Here is a 15,096-nt window from a genome sequence, read left to right as displayed (position 1 = left end):
GCGGCTACTCACGGGTACACCTGGCCTGATCATGGGTATAGGTTGGACGCAGCGGATCAATGAGTCAAGGAGAGGGCGATGCTCGAGACCATCACTTCCTACGTCGCGATCGGCGACTCCTTCAGCGAGGGCCTCATGGACCCCGACCCCGACGGCACCCCCGATCGCTTCCGCGGCTGGACGGACCGCCTCGCCGAGCTCCTCGTCGACTCGCCGGCTGCCGGGCCCGAGCTCCTCTACGCGAACTTCGCGATCCGCGGCCGCCTGCTCCAGGGCGTCATCGACGAGCAGGTGCCGAAGGTCCTCGACCTCAAACCGGACCTCGTGAGCTTCTGCGCCGGCGGCAACGACTGCCTGCGCCCGCGCACCGACATCGACGGTCTCGCCAACCAGTTCGAGCGCGCCGTCATCGCGATGCGCGAGGAGGGCATCGAGGTCGTCATGGCCAACGGCTTCGACACCGAGACGATGTCGCCCCTGCTGCGGGCGGTCCGCCCCCGCGTCGGCGTCTACAACGCGCACCTGTGGACGATCGCGCAGCGCCACGGCTGCCACATGGTCGACGTGTGGGGGCTGCGTCCCCTCTACGCCGAGGACATGTGGGCCGAGGACAAGATCCACCTCTCCCCGACCGGTCACGACCTCGTCGCCCGGCAGGCGCTCGCGACGCTCGAGTCGGGGCATTCGCTGCCGACGACGGGGTTCGGGATGCCGCCGCGGACGCCGCGGACGACCCGCGAGGTCGTCGTCGAGGAGTCGAAGTGGGCGCGCGAGCACCTCGCCCCGTGGGTGGGCAGGCGCTTGCGCGGGGAGTCCTCCGGTGACAAGCTCTCCCCCAAGGTTCCCGATCTCTCGCCCGTCAAGCGCATCGTCGTCGATGAGGAGCACGTCGAGGGCAGGGACGTCGAGGTCGAACGCATCATCAGCGATGACGCAGTGAGTGAGGGCAGGAATGACTGAATCGACGAATCCGGGGTCGCCGGCACACCGCCCCACCGAGGATGAGCGCAGCGACGCCCTCGATGCCCTCGGCCAGACCCTCGGCACCGCACCGAACGTGGTCCGCCACGCCTATGGGGACGATGCCGACCAGTTCGTCGAGGTCCACGGGGACCCGGCGACCGCCTCGGCGGTGGTGATCTTCGTCCACGGCGGGTACTTCCGGCCATCTATCGACTTCGTCCACGCGCGACCGCTCGCCCAGGACCTGGCCGGTCGCGGTCTGCTCTGCGTGCTCGTCGAGTACGGGCGCATCGGCGGGCAGCCGCGCTGCCTCACCGATGTCACCGCCGCGATTCGGTTCGCCCAGGACGCGTTCGCGGCGTGGGGCGTGCCCGCTGCGGCGCGCGAGCGGCCCGTCGTCGCCGGTCATTCGGCAGGCGGCTGCCTCGTGCTCAGCTGGGCGAGCCACCTCGGCGAGGACGGCGCGGAGTTCCGTCTGCGTCCGCTCGCGCCGATCTCGGATCTGCTCCGGGAGGTCAACGACGGGCTCGCCGACGGCGCGGTGCTCGACTACATGGGGGCGCCTCCCCAGGAGGATCTCGCGGCCTACCTGTGGCAGGATCCGCGCTCCCGGGCGGTGCTCATTCCGGCCCGCGCCAATGCGCACATCATCCACGGTGACGCCGACGGGATCGTCGCTGTGTCGTTCTCCGAGAACTATCCGGCGCCGCTGACGATCCTGCCCGGCGCCGATCACATGGACCTCGTCGACCCCGAGTCGTCGTACTTCCCGCAGGTGATCGAGCTCCTCCTCGCCGACCGCTGAGCAGCCGCCGTCCGGACGCTGAACACGGTAGGGCTGTCCTCCGCGGCGCAGGGGTACCGAGCGCCCGGACAGTGGCTCAGTGCTTCGGAGCCGTCTGCGTGCCCGGGCCGTTCTCGATGCCGGTGCGGATGTCGAAGAGCTCGGGGAAGAACGTGAGGTCGAGGGCTTTCTGGAGGAAGCCGACGCCGCTCGAGCCCCCGGTGCCGCGCTTCATGCCGATGATGCGCAGCACCGTGCGCATGTGGCGGTAGCGCCAGAACTGGAAGTTCTCCTCGAGATCGACGAGTTCCTCGCAGCTCTCGTATTCGAGCCAGTACTCCTCCGGGTTCTCGTAGATGATGCGGAAGGTCTCGAGCAGCTCCTCGTCGAAGGTGTGCGCGACCGACACGTCCCGGTCGAGGACCCGCTGCGGGACCGGGAGTCCGCGGCGGGCGAGGAAGCGGAGGAACTCGTCGTAGACGCTCGGCTCCTCGAGGTACTGCCGCAGCACGGCCTGGGCCTCGGGCTCTGCGTCGAAAACCTTGAGCATGCCCTTGTTCTTGTTGCCGAGGAGGAACTCCACGGCGCGATACTGCCAGGACTGGAAGCCCGAGGACTGGCCGAGCTCGTCGCGGAAGCCGACGTACTCGCTCGGCGTCAGGGTCGCGAGCACCGACCACTGCTCGGTGAGCGTCTTCTGGATGTGCTTGACCCGGGCGATGCGCTTGAGCGCGAGCTGCAGCTGGTCGGCGGCGATGAGCCGCCGGGCATCGAGGAGTTCGTGGATGACGAGCTTGAACCACAGCTCGGTCGTCTGGTGCTGGATGATGAAGAGCAGTTCGTCGTGGTGCTCGGGGCTGCTCACCGGATGCTGAGCGCTGAGCAGATCGTCGAGGTCGAGGTACGACCCGTACGTCATCTGCTCCCGCAGGTCGGTGTGGATCTCGTCCTCGAGCGCGCGCTCGTTCTTCTCAGCCGTCGACGTGTCGTGTGTCATCCCACCAGCATGTCATGGGCGGGCGCCGGGCCTGCATCGGGTGGGTGCCCGGTCACTTCCCGCCGGGCGGGCGGCGTTCGGGTTCGGCGACGTCGCGGACGTGGTCGACGAGGTCCTTCCACTCCCCCGTCAGCTCCTTCTCCCCGAAGCGGGCAGAGCCGAAGCGGCTCTCGATGAGGTAGACGTACCGGTCGGCCGAGGAGGGCCCGGGGGCGGCCTGTGCGCCGGCGGCACTGCTCCCGGCGCCTGCACTGCTCTGGGCACCCTCACTGCCCCCGCTTCCCGAATCACAGCCGTCGTCCCGGTGCGGCCAGGGCAGGTCGGCGACCCGTTCGCCGAGCTGCTCCGGCTGCGCCGTGGCGTCGATGTTGAGATCCCAGACGAGGAGGAAGCCGCCGATCCCGCCGCTGCGTTCGACGAGGACGTGGCCGAAGCCGCGCTTGTCGGCACCACCGCCCTGTGCTGAGCCACCGCCCGGAGCCGAACCACCGTCGCCCGCTGCCCCGCCGGCAGCCGACTCGGCGTTCACCAGCTGCTCCCGCGGTTGCCCCGCTGGGAGGCTCCGGTGTCGACGCCGACGGTCGTCCAGCCCTCGATGACGGCGTCGTGGACGTCGGAGCCCTCACCGAACTGCTCGGCCGCCTCGGCGACGGTGAGCGCTGCGAACTCGGCGAAATCCGTCTTCGTCGTGATGGCGGGACCGGTGAGCACGGCGTACCAGACGGGACCGACGGTCTCCCACGCCGGCCCGCCGAGGCTCGTCGCCGCGACCGCAAACGCGCGGTTGGGGATCCCGGCGTTGAGGTGGACGCCGCCGTTGTCGGACTCGGTGGTGACGAAGTCGTCCATGTGCGCCGGCTGCGGGTCCTTGCCGAGGACGCCGTCGTCGTAGGCGGTGCCGGGTTCGAGCATCGAGCGCAGGGCCTTGCCGGTGACCGCCTCGGTGAAGATGCCCGCCCCGATGAGCCACGTCGCATCCTCCGCGGACTGACCGGCCGCGTGCTGCTCCGTCAGCGCACCGAAGACGTCGGAGATGTGCTCGTTGAGGGCGCCGGGCTGGTCGAAGTACTCGAGGTCGGCGGTGTTCGTGATGACGCCGTGGCTGAGTTCGTGGCCGATGATCGACAGGGACCCGGTGAAGCTCGTGAACACTTCGCCGTCACCGTCGCCGAAGACGAGGAGGCGGCCGTCCCAGAAGGCGTTGTCGTAGTCCTGACCGTAGTGGACGCTCGCGATGAGCGGCATCCCGTTGTCATCGAGGGAGTCCCGGCCGAAGGCCTCGGAGAAGAGGGCGTAGGAATCGCCGAGGCCGTCGTAGGCTTCGTTGACCGCCTCGTCGGCGACGGGGGCGTCCCCTTCGGCGCGGGCGAGGACACCGGGGAGGTCCTCTTTGTTCTGAGCGTCGTGGACCTGGCGGTTCGGTCCTGCTCCGGCGGCCTGCTGGTCGGCGCTGACGGTCCGCGCGGTGGCACCGTCGCCGGATGTGCGCAGCCCTTGTGCGCGGAGCTCACGGACCCGCTGGTCCTGGGCGAGGAAGGAGCGGGCGGCGACGGCGGCCTTGGGGAACTTCGTCGCGCCGTTCTCGGCGATGGCGTTGAGGAGGTAGGGCGGGACGACGGTGGACAGCGATGGCAGATCAGTGCGTGTCATGTGACCAGGCTCTCACTTCCGTCCGAGATTTCAATGGGAGTTGCCTCCACTGCGCAGCAACAGGGGTTGCCTCGGTCGGACTGGCTGGACCGCACCGCCGCGGCGGACCTGGCCACCACTCGACCTCCTCGGCGGGGGTGAGGACACCGGATCTACACTGACGACGTGCTCAAACCCATCCTCTGGCCGGTCCTCATCCCCTCGCTGCTCTTCGCGGTCGGGCTGGGGTCGATCCTCCCGGTCCTCGTGCTCGGGGCCCTGTCGCTGGGGGCGACGGCGGCGTTCGCGGCGGCGGTCGTCGGGGTCATGGGGGCCGTCTCGCTGCTCGCCACGGTGCCGGCGGGGCTGCTCATCGACCGCCTCGGCGATTTCCGTGCGATGGTCGTCGCCACGCTCACCGCGATCGTCGTCCTCGGGGCCATCGTCGCCGCGTTCGTCTGGGAGTCGCCGGCCTCGCTCATCGTCTACACCGTCGCGCTCATGCTCTTCGCCCCGGTCTCCGATGTGTGGAATCTGGCCCGGCAGGCCGTCGTCGCCGAGGTGATGCCCGCCGCCGATCTCGCGAAGGCGATGACGGCGCTCGGCGGGAGCATGCGGGTGGGCAACCTCCTCGGACCGATCATCGGCGCCGGCCTCATGCTCGTCTTCCCGCTGTGGTCGGTGTTCGTCTTCGCCGGGGTCGCGGGGCTCGCCGCGATCGGGGTGATGGCGCTGCCGAGCGCGCGCATCCCCGACTACCCGGGCACGCGGGTCGGCGGCAGCACTGGGAAGGCGCAGGCACACCCCGCCGAGGCGGTGGCTCAGGAGGCCAACTCCACCGAGGCGGTGGCCCCGACCTCCGACGACCTCGCAGTCGGCGTCCCCTCCGCCCCGCCTCGGCGGGCACGGCTCGATGTGCGCTGGGGCGCGGTAATCCTCGTCGGGATCTCGATCATGACGCTGACGATCGCCCGGTCTGCTCAGCCGGTCGTCATCCAGCTGTGGGGAGTGACGATCGGACTGCACGAGTCGGAGATCTCGCTGCTCATCGCGTTCGGCGCCGGGCTCGAACTCGTCTTCATGTTCCTCGGCGCCTACATCAAGGACCGCCTGGGCCGGGTCGCCACGCTCGTCGCCTGCCTGACGATCTTCGGTGCCGGGTTCATCGTCATGGTCTGCGCGCCGAGCCTCATCGGCATGATCGTGTCCGTGGGCATCATGGCCGTCGGCAACGGCCTCGGAGCGGGGGTGAACATGACGATCGGGGCGGACCTTTCCCCCGCCGTCGGGCGCGCACGGTTCCTCGGCATCTGGGCGATCTTCTCCAACGGCGGCAAGCTCGCCGGGCCGACGCTCATCTCGCTCGTCATCGCGATCGCGTCCCTGCGCTTCGGGGTCCTCTTCACCGGTGTCTTCGCGATCGCCGGCGCGCTCTGGGTGCTCGTGTGGGCCAGGCGGATCGGGCTGCCCGGTCGCGCCGCCGGCCGGGAGCGTCGAGCGAGCCGGGACGACCGCCGCACCGCGCGCTCGTCGACGGGCGGGTGAGGGCGCGATCGCGCGAACACTGAAGGGCGGAATGCGCTCAGGGGCGGCACCCGATTCCCCGAGTGCCGCCCCTGATGAATGAGCCCCCTGTCAGACTCGAACTGACGACCTTCGCTTTATAGGGCAGAATGTCCCTCATGGTTCTCTTTGGTTTGCATTGGCTCTCCTCTGACCTGCAAATATGCATGCTTTCAGGACTTGCGGGGAAGCCCCCCCTGGTGGCCCTGCGGTGACGAATCGAGCGCGATTCCGTGTCGTAACCGTGCCGCAACCTTGCTCAGGCCAACGTCCCTCTGCGAAGACTGGCGACCCAAGGAGTTCTACCGATCGATATACCGGCGAAGCTCCTCCGGTGAGTATCGATACATGCCTCCTACAGCTATGGCAGGGAGATCTCCCCGCCCACGAAGTCGGTAGACATGCTGTACCGAACAATTCAGTATTTCTGCCACCTGTTTCGCAGTGAGCAAACGTTCGAGATTAATCAACTTGGCGTCCCTTCATTGCCCGAAATCCGACCTTCTTCATGTCGGTCGAGCCACTCGTTGACCGCAGACTGCCTTGTACCTCGCGTTCGCGGACGCCATGAGTTTCCAGCTTGAATCCACTTGGGGACACGATCACCGCCATCTCCGCGGTCAAGGGCACGATTCGCCTGAAGCTTAGATTTCGAGCAACCAATCCGCTCGGCCACCTCGTCATCGGAAAGTAGCCTCCTCACTTGCTTGCTCACCCGTCTTTCCTTAACACTGATTACGCGGCGCCAGGCGACAATCCGAGCTTCGAGTTCTTCAACGCTCGGCCCTCCCGGGGTGTAGGCGCGTTCCGCGGCTTCGCGGGGTGTGCCTTCCTGAAGGCGGCGGAACCCCTCTGCCAGGGCACGACCGGCGTGCTGGATTGCTTCGTCGTAGGTGGTCAATTGGATCCTCCTGGTTCTTCTTCTATGCGGACCCTGCAACCTTGGACCACGGCACGGACATGAACCTTCTAGCTGTCACTAATTCAGCATGGCCTTGATACGTCTCAACAGCGTCACACATCCAAGCGTGCGTTGGTCGATGTTGCAGGCGCAATCACCTGACGGAGGCAATCTCCCCGAACGTCGTCGAACATCTCATTTTGGCCACAGTTTGGACCCCGGCCCACATTCTCCGACCAAGGAGAGATTTCTGCTGCTTAGTATCGGCTCACCCAACTCCGACGCTCGGTCGCACTGTCGCTTCCGGGGAGGACCTATAAGAACGGGAAATGCAGTGAAACCATTCAAGACAGTCCTGGCCATCAGCGCTTCTTTGCTCCTAGTCGCTGGCACGACTTCACCAGTCGCGGCAGAAGAAGATGAGGACGCGCAAATTAGTACGTCCTCCATGCAGCAATACGAAGCTTGGGCCGAAAGAGTCGAGACCAGCGCATTGAACATGCCGGAAGAAGAACTCCTAAGACAAGCGAACGATTCTCGTGACTACGTCGAGACGACTGTGACGATCGGCGGTCAAGTCGCAGCCAGAAGCGCAGAGTCAGCCGAAGAGCAAAATGCTCGTTATGTTAAGTGCACTGCAAGAGTTGACAACCCGCATTATTCTTCGGGCGCTGGCGGAGCCATTTACAAGACTCGTTACAAGTGCGAGTCAAAGGGAGTGAACACCAAAGTCAGTTTGCGTGTCAAGGGGCTTTTAAGCTTGTATCCCGCCGCCAGCTCGAGCTCGAGGCCAGGAAAAGCTCAGAGCAGAGCATACAGTGATGCACGGATTACCGTCACGGCTAACACTGGACAGTTTTCCACACCATACTACACTCCAGTTGTTGGCTCAAATGGCGGACGGGGCACGGGATTTTGGAATGCCACTAGCACCTGGATCATCACAAGTCATGCCTCTTTGTCGGGAAAGCGAACAGCTTCCCAATCGAAGAGCATCTGGAGGAAGATCTGATTCCTGGAAAATTGGTTCGGCAGTCAATATGACTCCGCTTAGCTGAGGCGAGTATTGATGAAAAATCACGGCTTTCAATTGATCGACGAGCGCGATGTACGGCGCGAGGGAGAGGTTGATGCTTTTCGAGTGGCGTTCTGGCACGGCCAACATGATGACTCGCAAGACCTCACCTCCGTCGCTGTTTTTGAATCCTCCGAGGCCACGCTTGATGAAACGTTGAGCTGGGCCAAGCGAGATCAGATTCCACCTCCGCGCCTCATCGAAATCTTTGCAATGGTCTGTTCGGGCACGAAAAAGGATAGTGTGCTAATCGCGAGGTATGATTCACGGCCCCCACTTGATCCAGGTGAAACTCGTGACCTCGAGTGGGTCGAAGGTGCTGCTTATCTGCATTCATGAACCTCCTCAAGTCCCGCTACTTGATGCGACTTGACCAATTAGCGGGACTTGAGCCGGGGTGGGCGCGCAGGGCAGGGCTCGGATCGTTGAATTCTCGCCGTTGGCACCCCCATGAACCACTACGTACCACGGCGTATATGTGGGCAACTGTGGGCGAATTGTGGGCACGAGAACCTCACTCGTTGTCCCGCAGCAGTTTCGCCCGCCAGTACGGGTCGCCCTGATACCTGCTCTTGTCGAGGGTGCATCCGCGGAGGGTGACGATGTCGGCAGTCGAAGGTTACGAAAGCCCTCAAGTACGACGAAGCGGCCTCCACCGTGGTGACGGTGGGGGCCGCTTCGTGCGTCGGGGTCCGGCGTCGAGTGTTGCGCGCATAGCGGCGTCCTTGGACTCGAGAAGAGGGAATTCATACTTTTGTGCGATGTGCACGCCTGGAATCTCTGCGAGAGTCTTCTTGCATCTAGAGTCAAGTGCAGAAAGTTGACCCCATGAAATTTGGACCTCACCGTCTTAGACTAGTAGTCGCTTCGTTGATCGCAGTTGTTCTCACCGCAGCACTCACAGGTGCTCCCGCCAGTGCTGCCGAGCCTGACACTGTCGACCGTGATGCCATATCGGAGCTGAGTGCGGCATTGCAGACCTTGAAGGACGAGGGCGTCGAGGTCGACGGTGATATCTCCGAGGATGCTCTGATTGAGGACTACTATGGTTCAGACTCGCTCGGTCCGATCGTCCTGCAACCATACGCGAAGCCCAACGGGTGCTCGACGCCGAAGCAATTGAAGAAGGCAGCGGCGAAATGGAACAAAATATTCAAACCAGCGTGTGATAACCACGATCTGTGCTACGGGAAGAACTCGAAGACCAACAGGAACGTCTGCGACGCGAGATTCCGCGAGAATATGAAAAGCATATGCAACAAGAGGAAAAAGGAAGTATTCGTTTGCAAGACAGTTGCAGTGGTTTACTTCGAGGCTGTGCGAATCGGCGGTAAGAAGCACTACAAAGGAAAGGGCAACCCCTGGTGATCCCGAAGAGAAAAATCCTGAAAATTGCATATTTGTCATTGCTTAGCGTAGCGACACTGATGCTAGTGGGCAGCGTTGCCATGACGGTGTGGGCGAACACCGCTGAGGACGGGTGGATAACAGTCACTGCCTTTACGCTGCTGAGCTGGCTGGTGAGCGCGCCGTTCATCCTCGGCTCGGTGATCTGGACGGCACTTCTCCTCAGTGGTAGAGGCAAGTCGAAATCCGAGCCCCGCATCCGCAGCTGATGAGTGCGACATGACGAGCGAGCCGACCAATACCGGCTGGGATCACAATGCGCCAGTCGTGAGACGACCTAACGTGTGCACCAGCGGAGAGACGCTCCATAGTTCGCCGAGGGCGATAGTACGACGACCCCTACGGGATCAAACGTGAATGACGAATCGGCCCCCACCGCTTCACGTGGTGGAGGCCGATTCGTCTATGTGTCAGGCGAGCTCGAGAAGCTCGCTGCGGTTCCCACTGTTGACATACGGCAATCGATTCTCCTGCTTGCCCGCCTCTTCGAGGGCTTTCGCGATCTCACGGCGGGCCTTCTGCTCACCCTCTTCAGCTGTCTCGGCCTCGACCGCGACTTCGATCTCCATGTCGCCGGCGGCGAGGTCGACAGATACCGCGGGGTCCATGATGATCTTGTCGCGAGCTTCGAGGAACAGCAACTCCTCCATCACCGCGTCGAACTGTTCGCGCAGAAAGTCACGGGCGTCACCATCGACATGCAACGTCATGCCAATTCCGATGAGTTTCATCTCTGCTCCTGGGGGTGCATGCACTCCTGGCGGTTCAGCCACCTCAGTGCTTGGTTTGAGTAGTTCCGGTTGCTCGGGGTGAGGTGAATCTGCCTCATATGGTCCCCACAGGGGCACTTCACCGTGTAGTACTTAGGCGGGTCCTCAATCGTCCACCCAGCTTCATGGAACTGTTGTAGAACGCTTTCGAGTTCAGGCTTCTGGTGCCTCTTCCAGTACCCCACCTGGCCCCCTGCAACGTCTACGAGTTGTCATTATTGCACAAGTTTATGTAGGTTCAACCAGCTTCAGCTACGACGAAACGCCCCGCCGCTCGGTGTGAGCGACGGGGCTGAGTTGTGTCAGTGGCGGGGTTCGTAACCCTCAGCAGGCGGGGTAGCGTCGGGCTCGGTGAGTCCGAGGTCGTCGGATTCGTCGAGGTCTTCATTACCGTCATCCTCGAGGGGCGCAACCTCGTCCGAGTCGGCACCGGACCAGTTGCCGGGGATCTGATCGGCAGGGGCGGCTCCGGTCGATCCGACCGCCTGGACGGCCACAGCAGCGCCGGTGGGCTTCCACAGGCCGTAGTACATACCGACGGCGATGAGGAACGACGTCAGACCCGTCATGAGCCCCTGCCCGAGGTCGTAGACCTGCCCGGCAGTGTTGGCCGCCAGTGCCTCGGTTCCCAGAGAAGTGACGAGAGCGATCACCGCAAGCAGGACCGCCCGGACCCCACCAGAGGTGGAGAGCTTCGTGACGAGGCCGACGAGGAGGGGGAACACGGTGGAGACGCAGAGCTGGATGATCTGCCAGATGTCGAGGTTGAATTCCATGATGAGTCCTCTCAGTCCCGTGCGCCCTGCACCGAGACGTTGCTGATGGTGAGATCGCGCGGTGCACCCTTGATGAATGCGCGCAGGCGCGGGCTCCTGCCCTTCCAGTCCTTGAACAGCTGCCAGGGCGGTGCGGTGACCGTGGCGGTGGTGGTGCCGGGAGTTCCGATGAATGTCAAGCTCCGGGTTTCTTAGAGGCTCCTCTTCTTGGTTTCCTAAGCAGCCACGGGTTCTGCCGCGAACTGGTTGACCCATTCCGAATGGACCTCGTACGGCGGACGGTAATCGATCGCTGAATGCAACCGCTCCTGGTTGTACCAGGCCACCCACGCAGACGTCTCCGCGAGCACCTCGATCAACCCTGACCAGACCCGTCTGTCGATCAGCTCAGCCTTGTACACCGAGTTCAGAGCCTCAGCCATCGCATTGTCATTCGAATCTCCGCGCGATCCCACCGACGCAACGAACTCGGATTCCGCGAGAGCCTCGCCATAGCGAATCGACCGAAATTGAACGCCGCGGCCACTGTGGTGGACCAGCCCCGACACATCTTCACCAGCCCGGAATTTCGCCGCTAGCGCCATCGTCAAAGCGTCCCTGGCCAGCGACTCCCGCAGATGGTTCGTCACCTGCCAGCCCACGATCTCCCTGGTGAACACATCAAGGATGAACATCGCGTACACCCACCCAGCCTGCGTCGGCACGTACGTGATATCGGCGACCCAGACGCAGTTCGGGCCCGGTGCTGTGAACTCACGATCAACAAGGTCGTCCGGGCAGTCCTCAGCCCTGGCCGAGGCCGTTTTCGGACGCTTCCGTCTCCGCCGGATCCCGTCGATGCCCAACTGGCGCATCAACCGCTCCACCGTGCAACGGGCCATCGACCCGAACCGGTCGGCGTAGTCGCGGTTGACCGCGCGCCACAACTTCCGCACCCCGTAGCAGGAGTAGTTCGCTTCATAGACGTCCCTGATGACGACCCTGAGTGCAGCATCCCGCAGAGCACGAGCGGAAGGGCGGCGCTTCTTGTACGCGTAATACGAACTCACAGCAATCCGTGCAGCAGTCCCGGACAGGGCGCGCACGATTGTGGTTCGACTCCGAACTCGTATTTGTTCTCGTCGATGAAGGCGACGATCACTTGGATGGGCGGTCGAGCTCCGCCGCGAAGAAAGCCGACGCTCGGCGCAGAATCTCATTGGCCCGTTTCGCCTCAGCCAGCTCAGCCCGTAGCCGGCGGTTCTCCGTTTCCAGGTCGACTGACTCAGTCGGTGTGGCTTCGCCGGATTCCTTGTGCTTGCGAACCCAGACTCGCAGGGTCTCTTTGCTTAACCCGAGTTCTTTCGCGACACGGGTGATTGCCCCGTTCGCAGTGTCCGGATCGGCCTGGGCATGGATGACGAGCTCGACGGCACGCGCCTTGAGTTCGTCGGTGTACTTCACTGGCAAGAGAGAATCTCCTTCTTCCAATCTCCCAGCCTCTATTATCCCCGGGGCATGACACTCAGCTGGGCTGCGAAAGTCTCCCGCACCCAGCAATGGTTGCACAGCGACGTTCCTCCACCCGTTCGCGAAACTCTGCCATGGGATCCCTCCTGGCATCAGCTCGTCAGCATGGATCCGCGCGAAAACTTCCACGGCGAGCTCACCGACGCTGACACAGCTGAGACGATCATCGACTCCTGCCAACGTCCAGCCTCGCAACCTCTCACCGGCCCCGGTGCAATGATCACCGGTTCGCCCCCCCGAGACCGACGAACAGTCTCGCCTGTGGGAAACCACCATGCTTGCTCTCACCGATCAGGTCGCCGCTCGCCGTGCCGTTCTCGCAGCTGATCCGCCGGATTGGTTCGTCCACCTCACCCAACGCCTCGCGTCACACCCTCGTCGCGACGATGTCGTGGACGCCGTCATCGTCTGGCGCGGGGTCTCCGATCAGACCGATGCAGCCACCGCCTTCGGCAAGGAACCCAACTATCGCGACTACCTCAGACCCTATTGGGACCGACTGCAGAGTCTCGTCGACGAGCCTGCACCACTCGAAATCGCCGACGATGACAACACCGCGGCCGGCTTGACCCCCGACCCGATCGACTGGGAGAGCGTGGCTGCCGAACCCGCCTTCGACGCGCTCGACGACTGTCGTTCCGGCCCAGCACAGCCGGTGCCATCCTCAACCACCCCACCCTCGTCAGAAACCCACAGTCCAAACCCCAACGGTCCGTCCTGAATCCGTCACGAAATCACGCTCGCACCGTCACACAATTCGAATCCTGAGGAGTCCACCATGAAGCTCGCGATCGCAGATCCGCCCTATCTCGGAAGCGCGAACTGCTGGTAAATCGGGGTAAGGCCGAACCAGACGGCCCCCTCAAGAGCAGTGGGACGGTCAGCGTCGCCACCGTCATCGTGTGGCGCGGCGTTTCCTCTCCAACCGGTGGAGCCACTGCACAGCGCAAGGAACACCCTGCCGGTGATCACCTTAGGCCCTACCGGGATCGACAACACAAAGTCCTCGGCAACTCCGGGCTGCATGAACACTCCACAAAGAACAGAGATCCGACCGAATTGTCCAAACACGCTTCAACAAACCTTCGCGAGCACCATTCGAAGTCCCGAGAGGCTCAGTTCAGTTTCGGACATAGAAGTGGGGTCTTCGCGCACGCAAAGACCCCACTTCCTGATCGTAGCGAACTACTCAGGCTCCCTTACCACTCCAGCGGTTCGTAACACCCGAAACTACACGATAGTAGGTTGAAGCTATTGATCGACAGTTTGACTTCAGAGCTCTTCCAGAACTAGTACTTTGGTAAAATGCGTTCGAACAATTTTGATACATACGATCACGAAATACCCGATCGGCAGTTCTTCTTTTGCTTCGTTTGGTGCCTACGGTCCCCCCTTGTTTAAGAATTTTCGCGATGCCCATGTCGTGCCTCGCGCAAGGTCCACGGAAGTCGACCGTTCTTGACGTCCTTCCCGCATACACAACCGGACGGTCTGGTGACCAAGAACAGTAATCGTGCAATCGAGGCGGCTGACATCTCTTGTATCTCGGTCGATCGTAGAAACTGCACCAAACATAAGTACTCGGGATACCGACCTTTGAGGGCCGGCTAGCAGAAAGATAGGGACTCACACCGGTGCGCGCTGCCACCTCTCCGCTGTCACCCTCGTCGAAAGCATCTTTCAGCTCTTCTTCTTCAGCATTCAGCTCCGTCTCGGTCAATATTCCCGCATCCGACTTAGTCATCTCGATCACAGATTGACTGATCTCGCCAGACGTGATTCCTCCAGCTACACCCGCCTCGACAGCATAAACCGTAAAAGTGAGATCCTGACTAATATAACCACTAGGGATGAACTCCGCTTTCACCACAATCGACGTTCCGCTTATACGACCCGTCGCGACCATCTCTACGCCATCATCCGCGAATGCTGACGCGGTAAAGGAGAATTCTTTCCCATCGCAAGAGTACTTCGTTGCACCATTTTGTCCTGAGCAACCCGCCGGAAGAGTGAAGTTCACAGTTCTGTTTTTGAACCTGTCAGCATTCCCGGGGCTGGCGACGACCGCATCGAATAGAGTAAAGTCTTGCTCGATCGGATCACCGTCACCTCCTGTTTCTGGGGGTTCATCGCTCTGGCTAGTAATCAACATTGGTTGTCCGACGAGGGGCGTATTCGCTTCAACTGAAGTAGCCACTCCAGCGCTTCCGACTAAGACCAATCCTGCAACTATAGAGCATCGCTTCAAGAGCCATTGACGCATGGATCTACCCTTCTAATCTCCATTGGTTAGGCCTGCAGAGGTTGCAAAACTGTTATTAGGACGTTGCCCTCGATGACTGCCTTCGATCACCAACAAGAGTCACCACAGCAATGACGATCGTTATCACACTCGCGAGTCCTAATAGCGGCAAAAGTGCAGTTAGCGCAATGACGCTAACTAAGGGGGCACCACTCGCGTTCGCAATCACCAACAAGAAAGCCGCCGCGAGAATCGCGAGGACGAATATCGTCAGCTCGAAGATACGCAATTCAATCCTGTTTCGCCTCGCGTTGGAAGTTGAAGCGACGACCAGCGTAGCCGCCACCATCAAGCACATGGCTGCGAGTGTTTCATTCACCGCCACGTTACCCTCATCCGCATTGGCGTAGGCGTGCAGCACATGGGCCGCCCACACGCAGGCCACCGAGCTCACTGCCGCACATACTCGAAACACTTGCA

General features: G+C 62.4%; 18 protein-coding genes. 7 read left to right on the top strand and 11 right to left on the bottom strand.

What is annotated here, in order from left to right; all coding sequences use genetic code 11:
* Nucleotides 1-78: 78 nt before the first annotated feature.
* A complete protein-coding gene (locus tag J9315_RS03385; protein WP_232623687.1) occupies nucleotides 79-960 on the top strand; it encodes an SGNH/GDSL hydrolase family protein in 882 nt (293 codons plus the stop codon).
* Complete coding sequence (locus J9315_RS03380) at nucleotides 953-1,768, top strand: alpha/beta hydrolase (protein ID WP_211978816.1); 816 nt, start codon at nucleotides 953-955, stop codon at nucleotides 1,766-1,768. Before J9315_RS03385 ends, J9315_RS03380 begins: the two co-directional genes overlap by 8 nt.
* A 76-nt stretch (nucleotides 1,769-1,844) precedes the next feature.
* Here J9315_RS03380 and J9315_RS03375 read toward each other — a convergent pair whose 3' ends face one another.
* From J9315_RS03375 to J9315_RS03365, 3 genes are read right to left on the bottom strand one after another with little or no spacing between them, the layout of a single operon-like run.
* Nucleotides 1,845-2,744: a tryptophan 2,3-dioxygenase family protein gene (locus tag J9315_RS03375; RefSeq protein WP_211978815.1), complete on the bottom strand. Its 900-nt coding sequence runs from the start codon at nucleotides 2,742-2,744 to the stop codon at nucleotides 1,845-1,847.
* Nucleotides 2,745-2,796: 52 nt separating this feature from the next.
* Nucleotides 2,797-3,273 carry a hypothetical protein gene (locus J9315_RS03370; RefSeq protein ID WP_211978814.1) on the bottom strand — a complete coding sequence of 159 codons (477 nt, stop codon included), beginning with the start codon at nucleotides 3,271-3,273 and terminating at the stop codon, nucleotides 2,797-2,799.
* Nucleotides 3,270-4,394, bottom strand: a complete 1,125-nt coding sequence (locus J9315_RS03365; protein ID WP_211978813.1) for a M4 family metallopeptidase — start codon at nucleotides 4,392-4,394, stop codon at nucleotides 3,270-3,272. Before J9315_RS03365 ends, J9315_RS03370 begins: the two co-directional genes overlap by 4 nt.
* Before the next feature lie 165 nt (nucleotides 4,395-4,559).
* Between J9315_RS03365 and J9315_RS03360 the strand changes: the two genes are divergently transcribed.
* Nucleotides 4,560-5,918, top strand: coding sequence for an MFS transporter (locus tag J9315_RS03360; RefSeq protein WP_211978812.1), 1,359 nt, complete (start codon nucleotides 4,560-4,562; stop codon nucleotides 5,916-5,918).
* A gap of 320 nt (nucleotides 5,919-6,238) precedes the next feature.
* Here the strand turns inward: J9315_RS03360 and J9315_RS03355 are convergent, their stop codons facing one another.
* Nucleotides 6,239-6,388, bottom strand: a complete 150-nt coding sequence (locus J9315_RS03355) for a helix-turn-helix domain-containing protein (protein WP_198500775.1) — start codon at nucleotides 6,386-6,388, stop codon at nucleotides 6,239-6,241.
* A 1,518-nt stretch (nucleotides 6,389-7,906) separates the two neighbouring features.
* Here J9315_RS03355 and J9315_RS03350 point away from each other — a divergent pair.
* The 3 genes from J9315_RS03350 (at nucleotide 7,907) to J9315_RS03340 (ending at nucleotide 9,528) form a co-directional block, all read left to right on the top strand.
* Nucleotides 7,907-8,251: a hypothetical protein gene (locus J9315_RS03350; protein WP_211978811.1), complete on the top strand. Its 345-nt coding sequence runs from the start codon at nucleotides 7,907-7,909 to the stop codon at nucleotides 8,249-8,251.
* Between the two features lie 489 nt (nucleotides 8,252-8,740).
* The gene (locus J9315_RS03345) at nucleotides 8,741-9,280 is read left to right on the top strand and encodes a phospholipase A2 (protein ID WP_211978810.1); all 540 of its coding nucleotides are present in this window, start codon (nucleotides 8,741-8,743) and stop codon (nucleotides 9,278-9,280) included.
* Nucleotides 9,277-9,528: a hypothetical protein gene (locus tag J9315_RS03340; RefSeq protein ID WP_198499591.1), complete on the top strand. Its 252-nt coding sequence runs from the start codon at nucleotides 9,277-9,279 to the stop codon at nucleotides 9,526-9,528. Before J9315_RS03345 ends, J9315_RS03340 begins: the two co-directional genes overlap by 4 nt.
* A gap of 201 nt (nucleotides 9,529-9,729) precedes the next feature.
* Here J9315_RS03340 and J9315_RS03335 read toward each other — a convergent pair whose 3' ends face one another.
* The 5 genes from J9315_RS03335 to J9315_RS03315 form a co-directional block, all read right to left on the bottom strand.
* Entirely contained in the window at nucleotides 9,730-10,050 is a 321-nt protein-coding gene (locus J9315_RS03335) for a hypothetical protein (protein ID WP_211978809.1), read from the bottom strand.
* A gap of 341 nt (nucleotides 10,051-10,391) precedes the next feature.
* Nucleotides 10,392-10,865 carry a hypothetical protein gene (locus J9315_RS03330; protein ID WP_211978808.1) on the bottom strand — a complete coding sequence of 158 codons (474 nt, stop codon included), beginning with the start codon at nucleotides 10,863-10,865 and terminating at the stop codon, nucleotides 10,392-10,394.
* An 11-nt stretch (nucleotides 10,866-10,876) separates the two neighbouring features.
* Nucleotides 10,877-11,044 carry a hypothetical protein gene (locus J9315_RS03325; protein ID WP_211978807.1) on the bottom strand — a complete coding sequence of 56 codons (168 nt, stop codon included), beginning with the start codon at nucleotides 11,042-11,044 and terminating at the stop codon, nucleotides 10,877-10,879.
* A 36-nt stretch (nucleotides 11,045-11,080) separates the two neighbouring features.
* Nucleotides 11,081-12,064, bottom strand: a complete 984-nt coding sequence (locus J9315_RS03320; RefSeq protein ID WP_282959871.1) for an IS3 family transposase — start codon at nucleotides 12,062-12,064, stop codon at nucleotides 11,081-11,083.
* Nucleotides 12,003-12,308, bottom strand: coding sequence for a transposase (locus J9315_RS03315; RefSeq protein ID WP_211978805.1), 306 nt, complete (start codon nucleotides 12,306-12,308; stop codon nucleotides 12,003-12,005). Before J9315_RS03315 ends, J9315_RS03320 begins: the two co-directional genes overlap by 62 nt.
* Nucleotides 12,309-12,648: 340 nt before the next feature.
* On the opposite strand from J9315_RS03315, the gene J9315_RS03310 reads away from it, so the two are divergent.
* Nucleotides 12,649-13,095 carry a hypothetical protein gene (locus tag J9315_RS03310; protein WP_211978804.1) on the top strand — a complete coding sequence of 149 codons (447 nt, stop codon included), beginning with the start codon at nucleotides 12,649-12,651 and terminating at the stop codon, nucleotides 13,093-13,095.
* Between the two features lie 468 nt (nucleotides 13,096-13,563).
* On the opposite strand, the gene J9315_RS03305 is transcribed toward J9315_RS03310, so the two are convergent.
* Together J9315_RS03305 and J9315_RS03300 are read right to left on the bottom strand one after the other, a co-directional pair.
* Nucleotides 13,564-14,571, bottom strand: a complete 1,008-nt coding sequence (locus tag J9315_RS03305; protein ID WP_211978803.1) for a phospholipase A2 — start codon at nucleotides 14,569-14,571, stop codon at nucleotides 13,564-13,566.
* 121 nt (nucleotides 14,572-14,692) lie between these two features.
* Nucleotides 14,693-15,070 (bottom strand): hypothetical protein, encoded by a 378-nt coding sequence (locus J9315_RS03300; protein WP_211978802.1) that lies wholly within the window; start codon nucleotides 15,068-15,070, stop codon nucleotides 14,693-14,695.
* Between the last annotated feature and the right edge of the window lie 26 nt (nucleotides 15,071-15,096).

Origin of the sequence: Brevibacterium sp. W7.2 (assembly GCF_018137945.1) — a bacterium.
In the GTDB taxonomy this organism is placed as follows: Bacteria; Actinomycetota; Actinomycetes; order Actinomycetales; family Brevibacteriaceae; genus Brevibacterium; species Brevibacterium sanguinis.
The sequence above is the reverse complement of the archived record's forward strand: the minus strand, read 5'-3'. Positions and strand labels throughout refer to the sequence as shown.

What these genes read in the sequence shown, in the direction of transcription:
- J9315_RS03385 (WP_232623687.1), top strand. Translation starts at nt 79, where the DNA reads ATGCTCGAGACCATCACTTCCTACGTCGCGATCGGCGACTCCTTCAGC.
- J9315_RS03380 (WP_211978816.1), top strand. Translation starts at nt 953, where the DNA reads ATGACTGAATCGACGAATCCGGGGTCGCCGGCACACCGCCCCACCGAG.
- J9315_RS03375 (WP_211978815.1), bottom strand. Translation starts at nt 2,744, where the DNA reads ATGACACACGACACGTCGACGGCTGAGAAGAACGAGCGCGCGCTCGAG.
- J9315_RS03365 (WP_211978813.1), bottom strand. Translation starts at nt 4,394, where the DNA reads ATGACACGCACTGATCTGCCATCGCTGTCCACCGTCGTCCCGCCCTAC.
- J9315_RS03350 (WP_211978811.1), top strand. Translation starts at nt 7,907, where the DNA reads ATGAAAAATCACGGCTTTCAATTGATCGACGAGCGCGATGTACGGCGC.
- J9315_RS03345 (WP_211978810.1), top strand. Translation starts at nt 8,741, where the DNA reads ATGAAATTTGGACCTCACCGTCTTAGACTAGTAGTCGCTTCGTTGATC.
- J9315_RS03335 (WP_211978809.1), bottom strand. Translation starts at nt 10,050, where the DNA reads ATGAAACTCATCGGAATTGGCATGACGTTGCATGTCGATGGTGACGCC.
- J9315_RS03330 (WP_211978808.1), bottom strand. Translation starts at nt 10,865, where the DNA reads ATGGAATTCAACCTCGACATCTGGCAGATCATCCAGCTCTGCGTCTCC.
- J9315_RS03320 (WP_282959871.1), bottom strand. Translation starts at nt 12,064, where the DNA reads ATGAGATTCTGCGCCGAGCGTCGGCTTTCTTCGCGGCGGAGCTCGACC.
- J9315_RS03310 (WP_211978804.1), top strand. Translation starts at nt 12,649, where the DNA reads ATGCTTGCTCTCACCGATCAGGTCGCCGCTCGCCGTGCCGTTCTCGCA.